We start from the raw sequence: 21,657 nt of genomic DNA, 5'->3' as shown, positions 1-21,657 counted from the left end.
TTCAAATGTAACACGAATCTTATGTAAACACAATATATTTTTTCATCTTTTGACTTTTTTGAAAAGTCAATAACGATAGTTATTTTTCCGTTAAAAAAAGTGATAAAATACCAATCTGATAATATTCCGGAAGCCATACACCAACTTTATGCCCGCTGCAAAATACTTTTGTCCGTTGGCATTTTCTTTATAAAATCATTACCTATCGGGTATGCCCCCATTTCATCTGAAGAATATGGTTTAAAGAAATATTCAATATTCTCGCGGGATAATTCAGGATTCAGCCACTGTTCTTCATCTTCCGGTGACAAAATAGCCGGCATTCGGTGTTTAGTGTTATGTATGTAATCCGTCAACGAATTTGTAGCAGTCGTTATGATGGAGAAAGTAGCATGCTGCCTACCCGATTCCTTATCTGTCCAGATGTCATAAATGCCTGCCATTGAAAAGATGGATTCATTTTTAACATAAATATAATAAGGAGTCTTCTTACTCTCTTCATGTCTCCACTCAAAATATCCAGTAGAGGGAACGATACATCTTTTCCTCATTATAGATTCACGAAACGACGGCTTTTCAAATATTGTTTCTGCCCTTGCGTTTAAGGTCATTTTACGCATCTCTTCAGCATCCTCTTCTGTCTTTACCCAAAAGGGAATAAGTCCCCAATTGAATACCTGTATCTCATCAGATGCAGTGATAATCGGATATTTGGGAAAGTTAAAGGCATTAATGTGATATTGTTCGTTAAGAACATCCCGATATATCTCAATGATATCAGATTTTCGTCCGTAACGTGTAGCCAGTTTTATAGCTTTGGCAGACATTGAATTATGAAAACACATGGTTTAGTAGTTAATAGTTAGTATTTCATTAATATTGGTTATATAACATCCAGATGGCTTTACTTGTTTCCATCCACTACTTTAGTTGTTTTCTAAATTCTTTCTACCATGCCCCTATTGGGGCATGTTTTCTACCTTTTTGAAGAAATTCGCACGATTTTGATCTGAAACGATATAGTACTAAGTGTTTGATAGCCAGAAAAATGACGAAAGGCAAGCAGTCTTTTTACAGACTACTTGCCTTTACGTTGTGATTCCGAAGCGATTCGAACGCTTGACCCACGCCTTAGAAGGGCGTTGCTCTATCCAGCTGAGCTACGGAACCATCCTTGATTGCGAGTGCAAAGGTAGTGCTTTTTCTGAAATCTCCAAAAGAATCTATGACTTTTTTTACTTACATTTTCACCACACTATTCTATAATCCTAAAGGTAAGCCAGTTAAATACCAAATAAAAAGTAACATAGTCCAGCCTATCAATATATATACAGAATATCGCCAGGTATATTTTAAAAGCGAACCATAAGTGGTCTGTTTATCGTATTGTTGCATATAGGTTAATACTAAAGGCATATAAAACATAAATGGGGTAATGGCATTCGTCGCACTGTCACCTATCCGAAAAGCGCATTGCGTCATATCCGGTTCAATCCCCATCCGTGCAAATACAGGTACGAAGATAAAAGCCATAAAGGCCCACTTGGCAGTCGCAGAAACCATAATCAGATTGATTGCAGCAGTGAACAATATAAACAGGATGAGAGTCCATAATGGACCTGCTTGCACCGAAGAAAGCAAATTGGCCCCTATGATAGCCACACATTTATCAAGATGTGAATATTCAAGGCAAGCAAACATCTGAGCAGCAAAAAAAGCAATGACAAGATAGCCACTCAATAACTTCATCGGTTTTGCCAGTCCCTCTATTACATCTCCGTCCGTACGATAACGTCCGGAACTAAATCCGTAGACCATTCCCATGATTGCAGCTCCCAACGATAGTAAGAATAAAATGCCCATAATGAAAGGTGAACGTATCAGTCCTCCATTTACTCCCCGCAAAATACCCCAAGATGAAAAAGTAGCCCATAGTATGATTGAGGCGTAGATCATCCCTACTACGATTGCCATAGTCATAGCCCGACGTTCTTTCCGTGAGAGTTGTTTATAGACCTCAGATATTTGCATTCCTTCATATTCTCCCAAAGAAGGAATCAGTTGTTTACAGGTTATTCTATAAATAATAGCTCCAATAATAAATGTAGAAACAGACATGAAATAATAATTGCATAAAGGTCCTGTGTTTCCCTGATATACTCCGGAGTCGATGGCCGCCTCTTGTGTGGTACGGGCTATCAACGGATCCATTGTACTCAACATCACATTGGCACTGTAGCCACAAGATACCGATACGTATGCAGTGATGATTCCTGCTACCGGATTCAATCCAACCGAATAGAATAGAGTAGCTGCTATCGGCAGTAGTATGATATAACCTGCATCCCCCACTATATTCGATAACAATCCCAGGATAATCACCCAAAGAATTATTTTTTTAGTGTTTCTCCGGTTCTTCACTCCCTGTCGGATACAAGCATCGATAAATCCGGAATGTTGGGCTACTCCGATGCCAAACATTGCTGTCAGTACCATGCCCAGCGGTGCGAACCCGGTAAAGTTAGTGATCGCATTCCGCAACATCCAGCGAATCCCCTCCGGACTCAGCAGACTCTGCACACGAATTTCCGCTCCTGTTTGCGGAAGCTGTACCCTTAGTCCATAGATATCGAATATCCAGGATAAAAAGATGACTGCCAGCGTAAACAGGAAGAACATCGTTGCCGGATGCGGAATGCGCCATTTACTCTTCATCGGCTTCCAGATTGTCCAGATCGATAATGCGAAGTTCTAATGCACGAACCACCAGCCGGGTTGCGTTTACTCCCACCCGTTCACCTTGCGGAAACAACCTCCCAATCAAATCGTTTTGCCGTTTTTCCAGTGATTTCACTCCGAAAGGCATACCCTTCAGGTTAGCTATCATCTCTTTGGTATATCCTAAGGCCAAGTGGCGGAGAAACCGTTCGTCATATTCATCGATATCATAGCTTATGACAGCTTCCTGACGTTTAGCGTCATTGGCAACCGATTTTTTAAACCGCTCGACAATCTTCTCCAGAATTGGATAATTAAATACCAGTTTTTTGCCATCCATCACGGCCTGCACATCTGTTTTGGTCAGTAATTCACCTGTTTTCAATATAATTCCATCTGCTCCGGCGTTCAATACGTCTACCCATAACTTTTCATTTAGAATTTCTCCTGTGAATATCAGCACCCGCACCCCTGGATAGCGTTTAAATATGTTCCGGCAAATATCGACACCGATCGTCGTAGAACCTCCCAACCCTAAATCCAGCAATACCATATCGGGTAACTGAGTCTCCATCAAAGGCCAGAATTCATTTTCCGTCATTGCCGTACCAATTACCTGGGCATTCGGTATTTCATGACGGAATATTTCTTCGGTTCCTTTCAGTTCCAGTTTGACGTCTTCTACAATAATTACTTTAAATTTCTTTTCTTCCATACTATTATCTATGTATATTAGTTTTCTTATCTTTTAGGTACAGTAAAATAGACTGTAAATCCTCCCCCCTGTGCCGGTTCGGCATTGATGCGACAACCGCGTCTTCCGGCAAATTCATCATGATCACGGATAATTTGTTTGCATATCAAGTATTCAGTTCCGCGCAACTCACCTTTTTCCCCCGAAGTCATACGTGCCAGATTCGGATAAAACAACAGGTTCAGTTCTTCTACGTGTTTTTCACGTCTTCTGTCTGTAAACAGGAAACGAATGTATTCTCCGTCTGCGACAGCTTTTAATATCAACTCTCCATCCTGATGGAAAGAGAGGGCTTCATCAATCAGGTTTTCCATAAGAAAACGCAATTGATTGATATCTCCTATTACTTTAGCTTCAAGAGGCTCTATAGCCATCGTTATCTTATTAGCACCCCCTTTACCAGCTTTCTTGAAATACTTACCGGCATATGCCATTATATCGGCAACCGGAATTGTTGTTCTCCGAAATGTAACCTCTTCCAACTGACGTGAAGCACACGAACTCAATATCGTAAAAATACCTTTATAATATTCTATCAGCTCACTAATGGTCTCTACACTCTCCTTCTCTTCCTCTTCTGAGAGGGACTGCACATTCAACCTGCCGATGATCTGTTTGATTTTATTCGGATAATAAATCGTTTCATGTTTAATGGTCGAAAGGCAATTATCCAGTACCATGTTCTGTACATGCAGCATACTGTCTTCCCATGAAGCTCTTCTTGTTTCTTCATGTGCTGCTTCAATATCGCGGTATTTCGTAGCAAGCCTGACAACTGCATTAAAAACCACAATGCCTACATATCTGGAGATCAATTGAAACAGCAGGCGGTCTGCCTCTTGCATGCTTTCTTCCTGCCTTTCCAAATATAATACACCCACACACTGATGTTCACCTCCCGCATCGACCAGCAAAGGCAATGCTTGCATGTCTTTGTCCGAAAGATAAGACTGACAGTCAAAACATTGTTGTACAATTTCCGGAGTCACATTCATGCGAGGACTGGAAGCAAACTCAAGCCGATGTCCCATTTCGTTATATACAGCAATGCCTAACCTCTCTATGGTCAAAAGTTCGTTTACCGAGTCAAAAGCTTCATTTACAATTCTCTGTGGTATCTCTTTCAGCGTATCTTCTTCGCGTTGCAAAGCTTCTGCCGATTCTTGCGTACGTGTCAGTGAAGAGGCAAATACTTTTTTGTTAATCTCCAGGACTTGCTCCAGATTCAGGCGGTTCAGGAGCCGTTTGCGCATGTACAAAAGATAATAGCCGCAAAGAGAAACCACTAACAAAAGAATACACAAAATAATCCCTACTGTCTTATTAGTAGTCGACCGTTCCAGTTGACGGCAATAACCTTCCAGAGACTGATCTTCTCCAGTCAGTTTATATAATGCCGTATAAGCGACATTATTGTAATTATATGCATCCAGTTTTTTGAGACCTAAGAAAGCGACTGACGCTTCGTTTCGCACATCCAATATCACATGGAAATCGGTATTGAACGGTTCCACCCACCATTCCAGTTCGGCCGGTACTCCACTCCCCACCAGTTTCATATATCGTTGAGGATGGCGAGCATACTTTTTATAATGTGCATTCAGTCGGTTTAGTGCCGAATCGGCATACTGCAAAGCGAGTTCAAAATTTTCTATCACATTACAATAGTACACTGTATCAGCAAAGCGGGAAGCTTCGTCTAATAAACGTTCGTATTCCTCTTCAGCTACCAAGGTTACGGAGTCGACAGGGACATCTTTCAGTTTCTCCGGCATCGGTTCATCCTGACAAGAGAAGAAACTGCAAGATATGATCAGGTATAGCCAGATCCCGAAGATCTTACGTATCCCGGGAGGCAACCGGAAATAGAAGCGACTTCCTTTACCCGGTGTGCTCTCTACGTTAAATGTACACACCCTGAACAAGTCGTTGGTCTTTTTGTATTTCTCAATAATTCCCTTACAGTTCATCAGTCCGAACCCACTGCCTTTACTGCGTTTCAGTTCTTCTTGATCCGTACTTTCTTTCATCCCTATCGATTGAGAATCATAGACTTTCTCACCGATAATTTTCGTTATATCTTCAGACGAAAGTCCCCGTCCGTTATCCTCCACAGAAATCTCCACATATTCATCGGTCGTCCCAGCATATATCTTCACGGTACCTCCCTCCGGGGTATATTTGCGGGCATTCTCGGCCAGAGTGTTAATCATAAACAAGGTCAGAGCTTTATCCGCCTTTACCAATGCCCCTGTCGGTTCTATTTCAAGCCTCTGCTTCTTCATTTCAAAAGCTTTACGCCCTTTGCCTATTAACTCAAACAGTTCGTTCAGCTCAAAATTTTCAATATTCAGGCTAAGTGAACCTTGTCTCATTTTAATCCACAACGCCAATATATCATTGTATTCATTGATAGTAGTGACCAGTTCGTCAATGTACTGGTACTTCTCTTTTTTTATCCGGTCGTCATTAATAAAGCCTTTTTCCGTCAGCTTGTGGACTTCGTTAATAATCCGATCTATATACGGATTGATTCCGTCTACGATAGCCAGGCAGGATTTTTTTATCAGGTTCTGACGTTTGTTTCCGGCGATGTGTTGTTCATAAACATACCTTTGTTTTTCCAGCTTATTTCGTTCATCACCCAATGAAATAAATGTCATTCCATTGTCTAATGCCCAAGCAATATAAGGAGTTATTACTTTCACCAACGCCTGTTCGTCTTTATTCAGCCGATGGCGGGTAAAGAGAATCAAAATACCGATAGGATCTGTTTTATCGGGTACATATAAATTAAAGTCGGCTCTTATACCAATCTCGCTACCCGGCTTTACTTCAGTTTCCTGTTCACTTTCACATTCTTCGTCAAACTTAATTTCTCCAGCTTCTTCATCCCTCACCCCGATTCTGATTCCTGTCGCACTAAACAATTGTTCCATATCCGGCAATATCGATCCGGCGATGGCACGTACAATCTCACTTTCATCCGCCACATCAGCCGGGATAGAAGCGGTGATTTTCTGACAGACATCCAATGTTTGTTTCAAACGGGCAATATGGATGCGGTTTCGTACTTTCGATCTTTTGTTGAACAGCCAAAACATGACAGCAACCAGTACGAGCCCTATAACTACGAAAAATAATACCACATTCAACTGTCTGGATTCTTGTTCCAGAGACAGGTAACGACTCTCCAGTTCCTTGTCTTGACGGGTATATCGCAAGATATCCAGATAGACATTTCTATTATAATCCGAAGCCGGTTTCATACCCAGACACGCAAATGACACACTCAACTGTTCACGTATTCTGGAGATCCATTCCGGCACAGTTTTCACCTTTTCTTTCCCAAGCCAGGTTACTTCAGTATATGCCACATCTTTGTTTGGGACAAACACCTCCAGTTTATCAAGTGTATCTGCTACAGAATGGTAATATGTTATATGGTGCTGGTTCACGCAATCCAACGCTTTTGCCAATGTGTCCAGCGCTTCTGCATAGCGCCCATGAGCATTCAGGTATTTACCGATTGATACATAGGCACCCGCTATTTGATAAAGGTCGTTATATTTACGAAAACGTTCCAGTGCCATTTGTCCTAATCTCAACGGCAACAATGAATCTACAGGCATACCGAATCTTGTCAGAGCATGCGAACGCCTGTTCAGGAATAATTCATAACTACCCGGAGATGCCATCAGATTGGCAAGCCCCTGCAAGCCATTTCCTTCGAAGTATAAATATCCTTGCTCCGATGCCATTTTCCAAGTGGTATACAGTTCATCAAACTCTTCAAGCTTCCGGTCTTCCGGTGTTTTCCCCTCACATAAACCGGCTGAACCTTTGATATAATGAAAATAGAGAATTTGGTTTGTATCGGCTGCCAACTCCTCGTTTTGCCGTATTTCGTTCAGCGAAGCCATCGCCTCGGCACGTTGTTGCAGATAGTAGTAATAAACCGCTGAAACGATAAAAAACTCTGTAAAAGCATAATTCAACCGGGCACTTTCGTGACGATCTATAAACAGGTTACTTTCTTCATCAATCCGCTTCATTCTCCGGATTGCACTATTCCTGTAATCATAGAACTCTTTATTCATAGCTGTCCGCTGATAAATTTTCATCAGTCCGATATCAGCAATCAAAAGCTCCAGTTCATTTTTCGTCAGATTGTAGACCTCTTTATACAAACGTTCCGCATTATCAAAATCCATCCGCATGAAAGCGCAGAAAGCAAGATTATTGGAGGCTTCCGCTTTTCCCTGCTGGTACATGCTAACCTCTTTATAGGCCTGCGACGCGGCCCGGCAAGAAGAATCCAGATTTCTATATCGATAAGTATATGCCAGTTGGTTTAGCGAATCGATATGCTGTACCTCCTTGGTTGGAGCTGTATCGACACAAGAGAAGAATGTCGTTAGCAACAACACACAAAAAAGCACTATAGGCAAACGCGGATTCATTTCTTTTCGGATACAATTAGTGTTCAGGTAGCAAAACTACAATTTTTTCTACAATAAGTCTTTTAAAATGCCCAGATAATTCATACCTTTGCGCGCAAATTATAACCAATAGGTAACAACTATTACACACAATGAGCGAAAAAGCACCCTTTATGGTATTCTCGGGAACTAATTCGAGATACCTGGCAGAAAAAATCTGCGCAAGCCTCAATTGTCCTTTGGGAAACATGAATATCACCCACTTTGCTGATGGTGAATTTGCAGTTTCTTATGAAGAGTCAATTCGTGGCGCACACGTATTCCTGGTTCAGTCCACTTTCCCTAATTCTGACAATTTGATGGAACTTCTTCTGATGATCGATGCAGCCAAGAGAGCGTCTGCAAAGAGCGTCGTTGCAGTTGTCCCCTATTTCGGATGGGCACGTCAGGACAGAAAAGATAAACCACGTGTTTCTATCGGCGCAAAGCTGGTAGCAGACCTGCTTTCAGTTGCAGGCATCGATCGTCTGATCACAATGGATTTGCACGCAGACCAGATTCAGGGCTTCTTCAATATTCCGGTGGATCACTTGTATGCTTCGGCCGTGTTCCTCCCCTATATTCAGTCATTGAAGCTGGAAGAACTCGTAATTGCAACTCCCGACGTCGGTGGTTCAAAAAGAGCAAGTACATTCTCCAAGTATTTGGGTGTACCCCTGGTTCTCTGCAATAAGTCACGTGAGAAAGCAAATGAAGTAGCCTCTATGCAGATCATCGGCGATGTAAAAGGTAAAAACGTAGTATTGATTGACGATATTGTTGATACAGCCGGTACTATTACAAAAGCCGCCAACATCATGCTTGAAGCCGGAGCCAACTCAGTACGCGCCATTGCCAGTCACTGTGTAATGTCCGATCCCGCATCATTCCGTGTTCAGGAGTCAGGACTGACTGAAATGGTCTTCACCGACAGCATTCCTTATTCTAAAAAATGTGTCAAAGTAAAACAGCTGAGCATTGCCGATATGTTTGCCGAAACAATTAAACGTGTAATGAACAACGAATCCATCAGTTCACAATACATTATCTAAGAAAGATAGGATAAAGGACAATAAAAAAACGTAGAACTTTCAGTTCTACGTTTTTTTATTTATGCTTATCTCTGCTCTGTCTATTGTTCCAGTCGTCCGAATTTGTAAGTTCCTTTACGGATTACTTTTCCGGTACTATCTGTTTCTACAAACGGTCCATTTTTCTTACCTTGCTTGAAGAAGCCTTCATAACGATTCCCGTTTTTATCTTCTTCCACTCCATTGCCTTCCTGCAATCCGTTCACAAATCCACCTTTATATTTGGTACCGTTTGTCAAAGTAAGAGTACCTTTACCATTAGGCTGGTTATTCTTCCATTCTCCCTCGTACACATCCCCGTTGCTCCATTTATAGGTTCCATGTCCGTTACGCTTGTTATCTTTCCATTCACCTTCATATACGGCACCGTTAGCCCAGGTAAACGTACCTTCACCATCCTGCATGCCATCTTTGAAGTTACCTACATATTTGTCACCATTAGCATGATAATATATACCGGAACCGGTACGTTCGCCCTGCAGATATGAACCTTCATAGCGGTCGCCTCCCAGAAAGAAGATACCTTTTCCATGTTGCAAGTCGTCCTTCCAGTCACCCACATATTTTTCACCGTTTGTATATTCAAAGGTTCCTTTACCTTCACGGACATCATTTTTCCAGTCACCGTCATATCTACAACCGTCATTCCATTCCAATACGCCTTTACCGTCTTTTTTATCATTTTTCCAGTCGCCCACGTATTTGGAACCGTCTCTCCAAGTGTATGTTCCTTTACCTTCACGTTTGTCGTTCACCCAGTCACCCACATATACGTCTCCATTATGGTAATACATCGTTCCCGGCCCGTGCTGATAATCCTGAAACCACATACCGTCATAACGGTTATTGTTCATAAAATAGTAGATTCCGTTGCCATGTTGCTGGTCCTGGTACCACTGTCCTTCATACCGTTCACCGTCTGGGAAAGTATAAACTCCGAATCCCTCACGCTTACCTTTTACGTACTCCCCTTCGTAAACGTCGCCATTCTTAAAAACAGTCTTACCTTTACCGTTTGGCTTACGTCCCTTCATTTCTCCGGTATATACGGAGCCATCCTTAAACGTGTAGTTTCCTATTTTAATTTCAGTAGAGAAGGTGTCCCGCACTTTGCTGAAGAATCCACCTTTATTTTGTGCGACAGCACTCCCTTGCGAAAGAGCCGCTAAAATGAGTGCTGTATAGATGTATCTTGTTGTTTTCATTTGGCAAATATACAATTTATACACTAAAGCTGCTTTCTTTTGACGCATTTTTATGCTAACTTTTTACCTGCAATGACCTCTTTTAAATTCTCTTTGCACAAATAACGACCTGCTAACTCCCGTATTTCTTCCGGCGTAACCTCCTTCACAGCTTGTAGCGAGCGGGCAAAATAAGCATCATCCAAACCGGAAGTAAGGATAAACATCCAAGCGTCAGCCAGTGAGAAAGGTGATTCATAATTCCGGCACATCTCTCCAAGCATATAGTTACGTACCATGGCCAGCTCCTCCGGTGCCACCCGGTCATTCTGCAATTTATCGATCTCCTTGTAAACTTCCTGTATCAACGGTTCTACATATTCATTCGCTGTCTCCGTGCTGATGCCAAGCAGGCCACTACCCGGATAGAACATGATCCCGGCAGAAATTCCATAGGTATATCCTTTATCTTCACGAATATTCGACATCAATCTACTGCCGAAATACCCCCCGAACAGAGTGATCAACACTCGTAGTTTCAGATAATCGGGATGTGTTCGCAAGATAGTTGTAGTTCCCAATTTCACCGCACTCTGCATTGCATCTTCTCTTTCCGTGAAAATACGCTTCTCCGGGACCGCAACAAACGGATATTCTTTCTTAACCAGCCTTTGCTGATGATTGCCAAACGGAACCGTACCGAATGCAGCTTCTATACGGCGGGTAATTTCGTCCGTTACTTTACCGGAAAGGTAAATATAGCAATTTCCCGAATGATAATACGTATTATAAAACTCACGCAATAAGTCTGGAGTTATGTTATGATAGTCTGTCTCCTCCACATAGCGTCCGCATGGATGTTCTTCACCATAAAGTGCCCTCAGTAGACTCCTGTGTGCCAGAAAATCCACTTTTGACGTATTAACCAGATACTGCTGAATATTGGCATCTATTACCGTATTCAGTTCTTTTTCCGGAAAAAGCGGCTCTTTGATAATTGATTCAAGCACATCGAGCGTTTCGGCAAAATACTTATTCAGTGAGTACAGTGTGACATATGCATATTCCGCCGAACTGGACAGTTCGAGCCATGCCCCGTAATAATCCAGCCTTTCAGCAATCTCTGCTGCCGTATATTTCCGGGAGCCTTCACGCAACATACGGTTCGCAAACAATGCCTGTAGTTTTTTCGACTGTTGCCAACGTCCGCCACCAAACAAAATGTCAACGCGTACTACATCCTGTTCGCCGGCATTGATAACCGTCAATGGTACTCCATTCGGCATTACCGTACGTTCCGGAGGAAGGATGTTGAACTGAACTAATTCCTGAATTTCGGGTTGAAGTGTCCGGTTCATAATAAATTATTTTTCTGTAAAAACTTCTCTGCCTCTTCCAGATCCTGAGGTGTATCGATCCCGATTGTCTCTACTTCACTGATTCCAACTTTAATGGTATACCCGTTTTCCAGCCAGCGAAGTTGTTCCAATGATTCAGCCAGCTCCAACGAAGACTGTGGGAGTGAAGTTATCTCTTTCAGTACTTCTGTTCTGTATGCATATAGTCCGATATGTTTATAATAAGTGTGATTTTTCAACCAATCTTTTTTATCCGCGTTACGTTGGTACGGGATCACAGATCGGCTGAAATACAATGCATTCATGTTCTTATTCAGCACTACCTTCGGAGAATTCACATTTTCCAGCACGGCAAACTCGTCATCTGCCGGAAAGGGTTTCACTAAAGTAGCAATCTGTGTAGACACATCTTCAAAGCAGGCTTTTACAGCTTTCAGCTGCGAGGGCTGAATAAAAGGTTCATCTCCCTGTATGTTAACCACTACATCAAAGTCCCCACCTATCTTTGTACAAGCTTCATAACAGCGGTCTGTTCCACTTTTATGGTTAACAGAAGTCATTATTACCTTGCCGCCAAATGCTTTTACAGCAGCTTCGATCCGTTCGTCATCCGTGGCTACATAGGCATCATCAAGCACACCGGCCACTTGTTCATATACACGTTGTATCACCGTTTTTCCTCCCAGCATGGCCAATGGTTTTGCCGGGAAGCGGGTAGAAGCATAACGTGCGGGAATTATTCCTAAAAATTTCATATTTCTTATATTTAGTTGCGAGCCATAGGCTACTTCAGTTCTTCAAGTCCTTTGAGAATATAGTCTCTTTTCAAGTCTTCCGGTTTCAATACTCGGTTATCAAAAACGAGTAGGTCGATATCCAGACAAACCTTTTCCCTCTTTTTGTCTTCCTTCTCTCTTCCAGCCTCCTTTTCGATTGTTTTCAACTCTTTCACCACCCGTTCGGCGTCCGCATCAGTATAGAAGCGAGCCACTTGGTTAGAGAACAATGCCGGATTACGAAAGAATAACGGCCTTGTTTCCTGCTCACCCGTAAAGCGGATGGAGGGAAACAGAGCCGTCAGCCTCCTGCGGGCAAGAAGGAGATTCTCCTTCCGGTTATAATTACTTCCGATACAAATCAGACAGGAGTGCATCACTGACTACATTAATTGAATAAATCGTCCAGTCCCGATGCCGGTTCATCTATGATGCTGTCCCCCGAAATACTGAAGTCTTTGCACGGGTCAAATCCGTCAGGGAGTTTAAAAGTCTCTTTCGGATCATATCCCAATGTCTGGTCTGCATACACCTTATGCATGTATTTTGTCCAGATGGGCAATGCCAGCGCAGCACCCTGTCCATCTCTCATCGAGTCAAAATGGATATCCCGTTCTTCACCGCCTACCCAGCAACCGGATACCAGTGAAGGAGTGAATCCCATAAACCATCCGTCCGAGTTGCGCTGAGTCGTTCCGGTCTTACCACCCATATCGGCTGTTATTCCGTACCTGCGGACACGTCCTCCTGTACCTTCATTGATTACGGCACGCAGCATTACCAGCATCTTATAGGCACTCGATGCACTGATCACCTCTTCCATCTGTGGCGAGAAGGTGGACAACACATTGCCTTCACTGTCTTCTATTTTGGTCACAAACAAAGGTGCTACCCGAATTCCCTTATTCGCAAAGGCTGTATAAGCACTGACCATCTCTCCTACCGAAATTTCGCACGGACCAAGACAGAGAGATACTGTAGGTTGAATTTCTTTATTGCGTACCCCGAAAGTGTGGATCAGACGTGCCAACGCATACGGGTTCAGTTTACTCATCAAATAAGCCGATATCCAGTTATTTGAGTTGGCAAGTCCCCATTTTAAAGTTACCATTTCACCATAATGTCCTTTCGAAGTATTCTTCGGTGACCAAGGCTTTCCATTTTCATCAATAAGGGTGATTTCCACATTGCGTGTTTCATCGCAGGGAGAGAATCCGTTTTCCATTGCCAACGCATATAGATAGGGTTTAATAGTAGATCCCACCTGTCGGCGCCCCACCATCGCCATGTCATATTGGAAATAAGTATAGTTCGGCCCACCCACATATGCCTTTACCTGTCCGTTTATCGGATCCATCGACATAAATCCGGCACGCAGGAAGTGTTTATAATAACGGATGGAATCCATTGGAGTCATAATGGTATCTTTTTCACCGTGCCATGTGAAGACTGACATCGGCTCCGGCTTGTCGAATGCCTTCTTGATCTCTGTTTCCGAGGCCCCGGCTGCTTTCATGCTCTGATAACGGCTGGTCTGCTTCACTGCCCTGTCCAGAATGCGGTCAATCTCTTCTTGAGTCAATTGATTGCTGTACGGAGCTTTTTTGCGTCCTTTCTTCTCTTTGAAGAACAGAGGTTGCAGATAGTCTCCGATATGCTCTTCCACTGCCTCTTCGGCATAACGCTGCATGTGCGAATTGATGGTTGTATAAATTTTCAGCCCATCCGTATAGATGTTATAGTTCGAACCGTCCTTTTTCTTATTTTTCTCACACCAGCCATACAACGGATTCATTTCCCAGTCGATCGAGTCTTCATAGAACTTTTGCATCTGCCAGCCACGATAGTTACTGCGAACGGGTTTAGGAGCAGTCATCACACCACGCAGATATTCGCGAAAATAAGTAGCCAATCCTTCTTTATGGTCCACCCGGTGGTACACCAGCTCCAGCGGCAGGTTCTGCAACGAGTCACACTCCTCCTCCGTGATATATCCGGCTTTTCTCATCTGGTCGAGTACAGTATTCCGTCGTCCACGCGAGCGCTCATTAAAGCGTACCGGATTGTAGAGTGAAGGATTCTTACACATACCGATCAGCGTAGCCGCCTGTTCAACTTTCAAGTCTTTCGGTTCACATCCGAAATAGGTATAGGAAGCTGTTTTGATTCCTACTGCATTGTTCAGAAAGTCAAACTTATTGAGATACATACTCAGAATTTCCTCTTTGGTGTAATATCGCTCCAATTTCACGGCAATCACCCACTCTATCGGTTTCTGAAACAGACGTTGCAGAGTGTTTTTGGCAACTTCATCTGTGAACAGCTGCTTGGCAAGTTGCTGCGAGAGCGTACTACCTCCACCTGCGTTTTTCTGCATCAATAATCCACGTTTCACTACAGCGCGTATCAGTGCCTTGGCATCAATGCCCGAATGTTCGGCAAAGCGTACATCTTCCGTTGCTATCAGTGCATTGATGATGTTAGGTGAAAGTTCATTATATGAGGTATATACACGATTCTCCTTACTAAGCGACCATGTTCCTAAAACCTTACCGTCCTCCGAAAGAATTTCGGTGGCAAACTTGTAATTGGGATTTTCCAATTCTTCCACAGGAGGCATATATCCAATCCATCCATAAGCGATAGAAGCAAATACTGCAATTCCTGCCAGCACCATCAGTGCAAAGAAAATCCAAAGGCCTTTTACTATCTTCTTAACCATTTTATTCCGTAGTTTTATTCGAAGTTGCAAAGATAATCATTCCCTTCCATCTGACAAGCGTTCCCTTCCATGTTTGCACACAAAAAAGCCTAAGCGAAGTAAAAAAAGGCTCCCGGCCGTCCCGTTTTTTCGGAAACCGGCCGGAAGCCATACACACATCCTGTTTTCTATTCGTCTGTTACAGGATCATTACCTCTCCGTCAGCCGTTTTATGCCGTCGGATCATCTACGATACCTCCGTCTCCTCCATCAGTTGTCCCTTTCAGGTAATCGTCCAGACTGATCAGGTCCAGTTTTTCACCCGCACGGGTAGCCGTTTTGGTAATTTTCAACTCTTTGTTAGCCTGAAAATAGATACGTACAGCCTCTACACTTTTGGCCGTGATATCTTCTTTCTTTTCGGCACCTTTCGACTTGGCTGCGAGCATAAACACCCCCAATCCTTCAATGTTTACCGCTTTTCCTTCCAGCAGCTGCTCTTTCAGCTTTTCTACAAAATTCTGAATCGTACTCTTAATGTCACCTACCGAAAGTGATGAACGGTCCTGGATTTTCTGTGCTATAAACTTCAGGTTTACCGACCGCCCCAATGTAATGAGTTGCGGATAATACCTCTTCGGAGAATTCTCAACGCGCGGATCTGACGGGCGTTGCACTGTTTTAAAAATTACACTCATACTACGTTTCTTTTTAAAGATTTAAATTTCATTTTTATAGTCTCGTTTCGTTGATCAACAGTGCAAATATCCGGTTTTCTCTAAAAAGTTCCAAACAAAACAGCCCCTCACGGAGTGTTTTTTCAGGATTATGATATAACTCGCTTATTATCAACTGATCTCACGACTACATTACAGAATAGCTTTATTTTCTTTACTCTGCCTTTAATTTCATATTATTTCTGTCGCCAATATGGATGCAAAGCTGTTGCAATATTAAAATCTGATACATTAAATTCATAATCCCAATCAAGTCGAGTCCATAAACCTGAGTTTTCTCCAATGATAAATACTACACTATCACAAAAGACAGCTTCAAATTCATATGGATGCCGCCCGATCTGAAAGTTTAGAATTATAAACCGAACTGGGGACTTGTCTTGCTTTGGAATCACAACAGAAGTGCATTGGAAAATCGATTTAGCTTGCCGACCGATAGACCTGTTGTTTTTGCTCATCACTTCAATGGCTTTCTTTGCGTTTCTTGATACCGCCTTTGGATTGTAAACTGGGCCATATTGAGGCTTGATATCAGCAAGTAATAAATCCATTTGCCTTGATAACTTCGTAAGTCCCTCGATAATCATTTCTTTCATGTTCGTTGGGCTGATTTTACAAAAGTCTTCCCATGTGGCAAGTTGTTTTTCAGTGGGAAAATTTTCATTCCCGACATCAAACCACGCAACAAAATCTCCATTCAAAGAATCTATGTTGATTGGATGTTTGGTTTCATATAATCCTAGGTCTCCAATTCTCCAAAATTGGGAATTGAAACCTGATATGTTATTTACTATTTGTTGAAGGCAAGAGAGCTGATGTTGTTCGCCTTGCTTTAAGGCACCAACAGTTTTTATTCGTTTCTTTTGTAATAGATCAATAATATCTTTCATTTTATTCTTTAAGTTGATAATGTCCACTGGCTATCTAACTACGCAATTTGTTCGATACGACTCTTTTGGCATACTATCACATATGGAACAAATGATATTTTCACACATAGAGTCATTCCTTCCGAGATTTACAACATCAGCTTATGGACTTCATCATAATTCTAATATCTAATAAATTAATTATCAGAAATTTATATACATATCATCCGACCGCACATAATCATGTCTCTAAAAATACGGTTTTGTCTAATTACTCACAAAGGAATCTGTTCTTTTTTTCTTCTATCCTATAAAATAGTATTTCATGACAGTTGTTACTCCAATCATCATATTATTATGATTCGTAATAGTAATCATCTTACCAAGATACCCTTTCATAGATGCAGACAATTTTGTAAAATGTAAGTTAGACAACAAAATAATATTCTAAAAATCAAAAAGATATAGTTCCTACAAAGAGAATTATCGGAAGGAGGTAAGACTGATTACCTGAAAAGGGTGTAGCTATCCAAGGTGAAAGGTGTAGCCATAACGATCGGATGGCTACACCCAAACAACAGTTGGGCTACACCTTTCTCAAATGCAATTTTGGAGAAAAGCTAAAGAATAATTGCGTCCGGGAATGAATTGTACGAGCATAAGAAGATAACGATACAAATCTGAGGATGATTCTGAAACCATGGCACAATAAAAAAGAAATCTCAATGAACAATCGCATGGAGAAAAGGAATGATCTTCATAGATTAGTCACCACAGATTCACAAATTACACAGAGAAAAAAGAAATCAATAGATGTGATTTGAATATCTGCGTAATTTGTTTAGCTGTGGTGAAAAGAGTAGCTGGTATTATGTAGCAAACTCTATTTAAACAGTCCGGGATAAATCTCCCCTCCTGTTTCGCTTACATTAAGAGTCTGTAAGAGTTTACCGTCCGGAGAATAAAACAACTGAAATTCCGAATCAGTGTCATATTCCTCCACTTCGATTATGATGACCGCCGGCTGCTTGGGAAAAGTGATGATTCTTACATCTTCCAATTGCATGGACGCCATCGTACTTTGCATAAAGGCCTTTGCCACAACAGGAGGAACAGCCTCCAAAGATTCGACATCGGTCTCTGTCATCAACCATTTACCTTTATCACTGAACCAGACGTTTAGCTCCCGTCCTTTCACCCTGATATCGGCAATGTGATAATCTCCTTTTCGTTCCCAATCGACCGTGGTCACTTTAGGATACATTTTCTGAAAGGCTTCCTGCACTTTATCGGGAGGAGGAAAACCGGCTGAAAAAACAGTGGTGGAAATGAATAACAACATTGCCATCAACAAAAGGGGGTTAAGCTTCTTTATCATTTGGGTTTCTATTAATTTAAGTTTGATACAACAACAACGTCAAGCGGATTTTGTTTGTGGATTTATTCCACAAAATTGTGGTGAATTCCACATTTACATCCCCGTATTATACTTCATTAGTGCCTTATACCATCTTTTTACATCTGGCATAATCTTTGTCTACTTCATCAATTAGTTTCTTTTCAGAGAAACCGGAATAATTGTATCACTTAAAAGAAAAATTATGAAAAAGTAGAAGAAAACAAAAACTAACAAGACTTCGATTCCGAGATGAGGACGGAGTTGCAAAAGAAGTAAAAAACTGAAAAACATGTTTAACTCAAACCTATTAATTTATGACGAAAAAAAGTAACCTATCCTTAAGGTTTACAAGAGTATGGGAAAAACACTGCCTGAAAACAGTAGTTGCTACTTTGTTGCTGTGGTGCGCACAGTCGGCACAAGCGACGACCGATACTTACAAAACACAAGCGACTGCCAGTATACAACAACAAACCGTGAAAGCCACCGGTGTAATCATCGACAACACGGGTGAACCACTTATCGGAGTTTCCGTAAAAGTGCAGGGCACCAATACGGGAACCATCACCGACCTGGACGGAAAGTTCTCTATTGACACTCCCAAAGGAGCTATCCTCGAGTTTTCATTTATCGGTTACAAAACTGTCACAACGGAAGTGACCGGAAAGGAACTCCATATCACCATGCAAGAAGATTCAAAGCAACTGGATGAAGTGGTAGTTGTGGGCTATGGTTCACAAAAGAAAGTAAACGTTACCGGATCTGTAAGTATGGTCAATGCGGACGTCCTGGAGTCGCGCCCCGTACAGAATGTGTCACAGGCACTGCAAGGAGTTATTCCGGGACTGAATATGTCCGTGGGCAGTAGCGGTGGTACACTGGATGGCGAACTAAACGTAAACATCCGAGGAGCAGGTACGATAAGCGATGGTTCGAGCAGTAGTCCGTTGGTACTGATCGATGGAATCGAAGGAGACATGAATACAGTCAACCCGAATGATATTGAATCGGTATCTGTACTGAAGGATGCAGCTTCTTCATCGATCTATGGTGCGCGTGCGGCATTCGGGGTCATCCTGATCACTACGAAGAGTGGTAAAAGTGGCAAAACACGTGTAAACTATTCGGGTAATGTACGTTTCTCGGATGCCATTCAGTTGCCTGACATGGTGGATTCTTACACCTTTGCGCAGTATTTTAACCGGGCTTCGACCAATGGTGGGGAATCTCCTACCTTTGACGAAAAAGCATTGCAAAATATTCTGGACTTCCAAAACGGAAAGTTTACCGATCCTTCCACTCCCGAGTATTACGGGTTGGAAGCCGGACCGGACGGCAAATGGAAAAGCTATGCAGGATCTTTTGCCAATACAGACTGGTTCAAAGAGTTTTATAAAAGCTGGACACCCTCTACGGAACACAACCTCAGTATCAGTGGAGGAACAGAGAAGCTGACTTATATGATCAGCGGCAGTTTCCTGAATCAGAATGGCCTTATCAAGCACGGCGAAGATAATTTCAACCGTTATACGATGAATGCTAAAATCTCGGCAAAACCTGCGGAGTGGATCACGTTAAACTACACGAGCAAATGGACCCGTGAAGACTATGACCGCCCAACTTACATGACAGGCGCATTTTTTCATAACATTGCCCGCCGCTGGCCGACCTGTGCTCCTATGGATCCGAACGGTCATTACATGCCCAATATGGAAATCATTCAGTTGGAAGAGGGAGGTGTGCAAACGAGCCAGAAAAACTGGTATACCAATCAGCTGCAAGCTATCTTCGAGCCCGTCAAAGACTGGCGAATTGTAGTAGAGGGAAGTATGCGTACCTATACACGAAAGCAACATTGGGCAGTATTACCGATCTATGGATATGACGTGAACAACAAACCTTACTTATTGTCGTGGAACGGTGGAGCGGCCGGATATTCAGAGGTTCAGGACGAACGTGAAGATGAAGATTACTTCTCCGGCAACATTTACAGCGACTATGCAAAAACAATCGGTGATCATTATTTTAAAGTGATGGGTGGTTTCAACGCCGAACTTTTCCGGCCAAGCGGAATGACCGGATTCGGAACTGACCTGATCAGTTCGAATGTTCCTTCTTTAGGATTGACTCAGGACAATCAGAAGGCAAATGCATGGGCACGCGAAAGAGCAATTGCCGGTTTCTTCGGACGTGTGAACTATAACTACAAAGAGCGGTATATGTTAGAAGCCAATCTGCGTTATGACGGTTCTTCACGGTTTGTAGGCGATAAGCGTTGGGGATTGTTCCCTTCTTTTTCAGCCGGATGGAATATCGCACGTGAAGATTTCTTCCGTCCTTTGGCCGGTATTATCGGCACCTTAAAGCTGAGGGGCTCTTGGGGGCAGCTTGGCAACAACAACACGGATAAGGCCAATGCCTGGTATCCCTTTTATCAAAATATGATTACGGGATCTGCCAATTCCGGATGGCTGATCGACGGCAAGAAACAAAATACAGCTCAACTGCCGGGCATCGTTAATTCACTGATGACATGGGAAACCATTGAATCATGGGATCTCGGTCTGGATTTTGGTTTGCTCAATAATCGCCTGACAGGATCGGTCGGTTATTATAACCGTTACACATACGATATGATAGGTCCTGCTCCTATATTACCCCCCGTACTGGGAGCTCTACCCCCTCAAGTGAACAACTGCGACATGAAGTCATACGGTTGGGAGCTGGAGCTCTCATGGAGAGACCGCATCAGCGAGTTTGATTATAGTGCGCGATTCGTTTTATCTGATGGAAAACGTAAGATACTGAAATATCCAAACCCGACGAATTCACTCTCTTCGGACGTATACTATAATGGACAGATATTGGGTGACATCTGGGGATACAAAACTGTTGGTATCGCACAAACCCAAGAGGAAATGAATGCGCACCTGGCCAACGGAGGCACACCCAACTGGGGAACAAACTGGGGAGCCGGTGACATTATGTATGCAAACCTGGATGGAAAAGAAGGGGTTAACAACGGATCGAACACTCTGGAAGATCATGGTGACTTAACAATTATCGGTAACAGCACACCCAGGTATAATTTCGGTCTGACACTGACCGGAGCATGGAAAGGATTCGATTTCTCAGTATTCCTACAGGGAGTGATGAAAAGAGATTACTGGTTGGACGGTCCGTACTTCTGGGGAGCAAATGGCGGATTATGGCAATCAACTGCATTTAAAGAGCACATGGACTATTGGCGTCCGGAAGGTGATCCTCTCGGTGCAAACACTAATGCTTACTACCCAAAACCCTATTTTAATACAGATAAAAACCAGAAAGTACAAAGCGGATATCTACAGAATGCCGCATATTGCCGTCTGAAGAATGCCCAGATTGGCTACACTCTGCCCAAAACATGGACCCGGAAAGCAGCAATGGAATCGGTACGTGTTTATGTGTCCGGAGACAATCTGTTGACCTTCTCGGGAATCAGCGGAGTATTTGATCCGGAATTATTGGGTAGCGACTGGGGAGACGGTAAGCTCTATCCTTTGCAGAGAACGATTTCTATCGGCTTAAATGTTAACTTCTAATTTTA

Annotated in this window: 14 protein-coding genes and 1 tRNA gene; 2 read left to right on the top strand and 13 right to left on the bottom strand. The window is 42.6% G+C overall.

Annotated features, from left to right (window positions below; translation table 11 throughout):
• Positions 1 to 146 precede the first annotated feature (146 nt).
• From DBK98_RS15060 to DBK98_RS15040, 5 genes are all read right to left on the bottom strand, one after another.
• Positions 147 to 845 (bottom strand): SOS response-associated peptidase, encoded by a 699-nt coding sequence (locus DBK98_RS15060; RefSeq protein ID WP_005806010.1) that lies wholly within the window; start codon positions 843 to 845, stop codon positions 147 to 149.
• Positions 846 to 1,096: 251 nt separating this feature from the next.
• A tRNA-Arg gene (locus DBK98_RS15055) sits at positions 1,097 to 1,170 on the bottom strand.
• A gap of 90 nt (positions 1,171 to 1,260) precedes the next feature.
• Positions 1,261 to 2,715 carry an AbgT family transporter gene (locus DBK98_RS15050; RefSeq protein ID WP_005820203.1) on the bottom strand — a complete coding sequence of 485 codons (1,455 nt, stop codon included), beginning with the start codon at positions 2,713 to 2,715 and terminating at the stop codon, positions 1,261 to 1,263.
• The gene (locus DBK98_RS15045; RefSeq protein ID WP_005806005.1) at positions 2,705 to 3,433 is read right to left on the bottom strand and encodes a DUF5932 domain-containing protein; all 729 of its coding nucleotides are present in this window, start codon (positions 3,431 to 3,433) and stop codon (positions 2,705 to 2,707) included. Before DBK98_RS15045 ends, DBK98_RS15050 begins: the two co-directional genes overlap by 11 nt.
• Positions 3,434 to 3,459: 26 nt before the next feature.
• Positions 3,460 to 7,935 (bottom strand): DUF5113 domain-containing protein, encoded by a 4,476-nt coding sequence (locus DBK98_RS15040; protein ID WP_005820202.1) that lies wholly within the window; start codon positions 7,933 to 7,935, stop codon positions 3,460 to 3,462.
• A 131-nt stretch (positions 7,936 to 8,066) separates the two neighbouring features.
• On the opposite strand from DBK98_RS15040, the gene DBK98_RS15035 reads away from it, so the two are divergent.
• Positions 8,067 to 9,005 carry a ribose-phosphate pyrophosphokinase gene (locus tag DBK98_RS15035; RefSeq protein WP_005777652.1) on the top strand — a complete coding sequence of 313 codons (939 nt, stop codon included), beginning with the start codon at positions 8,067 to 8,069 and terminating at the stop codon, positions 9,003 to 9,005.
• Between the two features lie 80 nt (positions 9,006 to 9,085).
• On the opposite strand, the gene DBK98_RS15030 is transcribed toward DBK98_RS15035, so the two are convergent.
• The 8 genes from DBK98_RS15030 to DBK98_RS14995 all read right to left on the bottom strand — a co-directional run bounded on the left by DBK98_RS15030 (position 9,086) and on the right by DBK98_RS14995 (position 18,044).
• On the bottom strand, positions 9,086 to 10,249 hold the full coding sequence (locus DBK98_RS15030) for a phosphatidylinositol-4-phosphate 5-kinase (RefSeq protein WP_005777650.1): 1,164 nt from the start codon (positions 10,247 to 10,249) through the stop codon (positions 9,086 to 9,088).
• Between the two features lie 50 nt (positions 10,250 to 10,299).
• The gene (locus DBK98_RS15025) at positions 10,300 to 11,586 is read right to left on the bottom strand and encodes a pitrilysin family protein (RefSeq protein WP_005777648.1); all 1,287 of its coding nucleotides are present in this window, start codon (positions 11,584 to 11,586) and stop codon (positions 10,300 to 10,302) included.
• Positions 11,583 to 12,341, bottom strand: coding sequence for a 3-deoxy-manno-octulosonate cytidylyltransferase (gene kdsB, locus DBK98_RS15020; protein WP_032531484.1), 759 nt, complete (start codon positions 12,339 to 12,341; stop codon positions 11,583 to 11,585). Before kdsB ends, DBK98_RS15025 begins: the two co-directional genes overlap by 4 nt.
• A gap of 29 nt (positions 12,342 to 12,370) precedes the next feature.
• Entirely contained in the window at positions 12,371 to 12,739 is a 369-nt protein-coding gene (locus tag DBK98_RS15015; RefSeq protein WP_005805998.1) for a 2-amino-4-hydroxy-6-hydroxymethyldihydropteridine diphosphokinase, read from the bottom strand.
• An 11-nt stretch (positions 12,740 to 12,750) separates the two neighbouring features.
• The gene (locus DBK98_RS15010; protein WP_032537133.1) at positions 12,751 to 15,084 is read right to left on the bottom strand and encodes a transglycosylase domain-containing protein; all 2,334 of its coding nucleotides are present in this window, start codon (positions 15,082 to 15,084) and stop codon (positions 12,751 to 12,753) included.
• A 209-nt stretch (positions 15,085 to 15,293) separates the two neighbouring features.
• Positions 15,294 to 15,761 carry an HU family DNA-binding protein gene (locus DBK98_RS15005; protein ID WP_005805993.1) on the bottom strand — a complete coding sequence of 156 codons (468 nt, stop codon included), beginning with the start codon at positions 15,759 to 15,761 and terminating at the stop codon, positions 15,294 to 15,296.
• A 215-nt stretch (positions 15,762 to 15,976) separates the two neighbouring features.
• Positions 15,977 to 16,690 carry a hypothetical protein gene (locus DBK98_RS15000; RefSeq protein ID WP_080714616.1) on the bottom strand — a complete coding sequence of 238 codons (714 nt, stop codon included), beginning with the start codon at positions 16,688 to 16,690 and terminating at the stop codon, positions 15,977 to 15,979.
• An 862-nt stretch (positions 16,691 to 17,552) separates the two neighbouring features.
• Positions 17,553 to 18,044: a PepSY-like domain-containing protein gene (locus tag DBK98_RS14995; protein ID WP_032537149.1), complete on the bottom strand. Its 492-nt coding sequence runs from the start codon at positions 18,042 to 18,044 to the stop codon at positions 17,553 to 17,555.
• Between the two features lie 338 nt (positions 18,045 to 18,382).
• Between DBK98_RS14995 and DBK98_RS14990 the strand changes: the two genes are divergently transcribed.
• The gene (locus tag DBK98_RS14990) at positions 18,383 to 21,652 is read left to right on the top strand and encodes a TonB-dependent receptor (RefSeq protein WP_005777634.1); all 3,270 of its coding nucleotides are present in this window, start codon (positions 18,383 to 18,385) and stop codon (positions 21,650 to 21,652) included.
• Positions 21,653 to 21,657 lie beyond the last annotated feature (5 nt).

The organism is Bacteroides sp. PHL 2737 (assembly GCF_004115325.2).
GTDB classification, from domain to species: Bacteria; Bacteroidota; Bacteroidia; order Bacteroidales; family Bacteroidaceae; genus Bacteroides; species Bacteroides hominis.
This window is presented reverse-complemented; position numbering and strand designations above follow the sequence as displayed.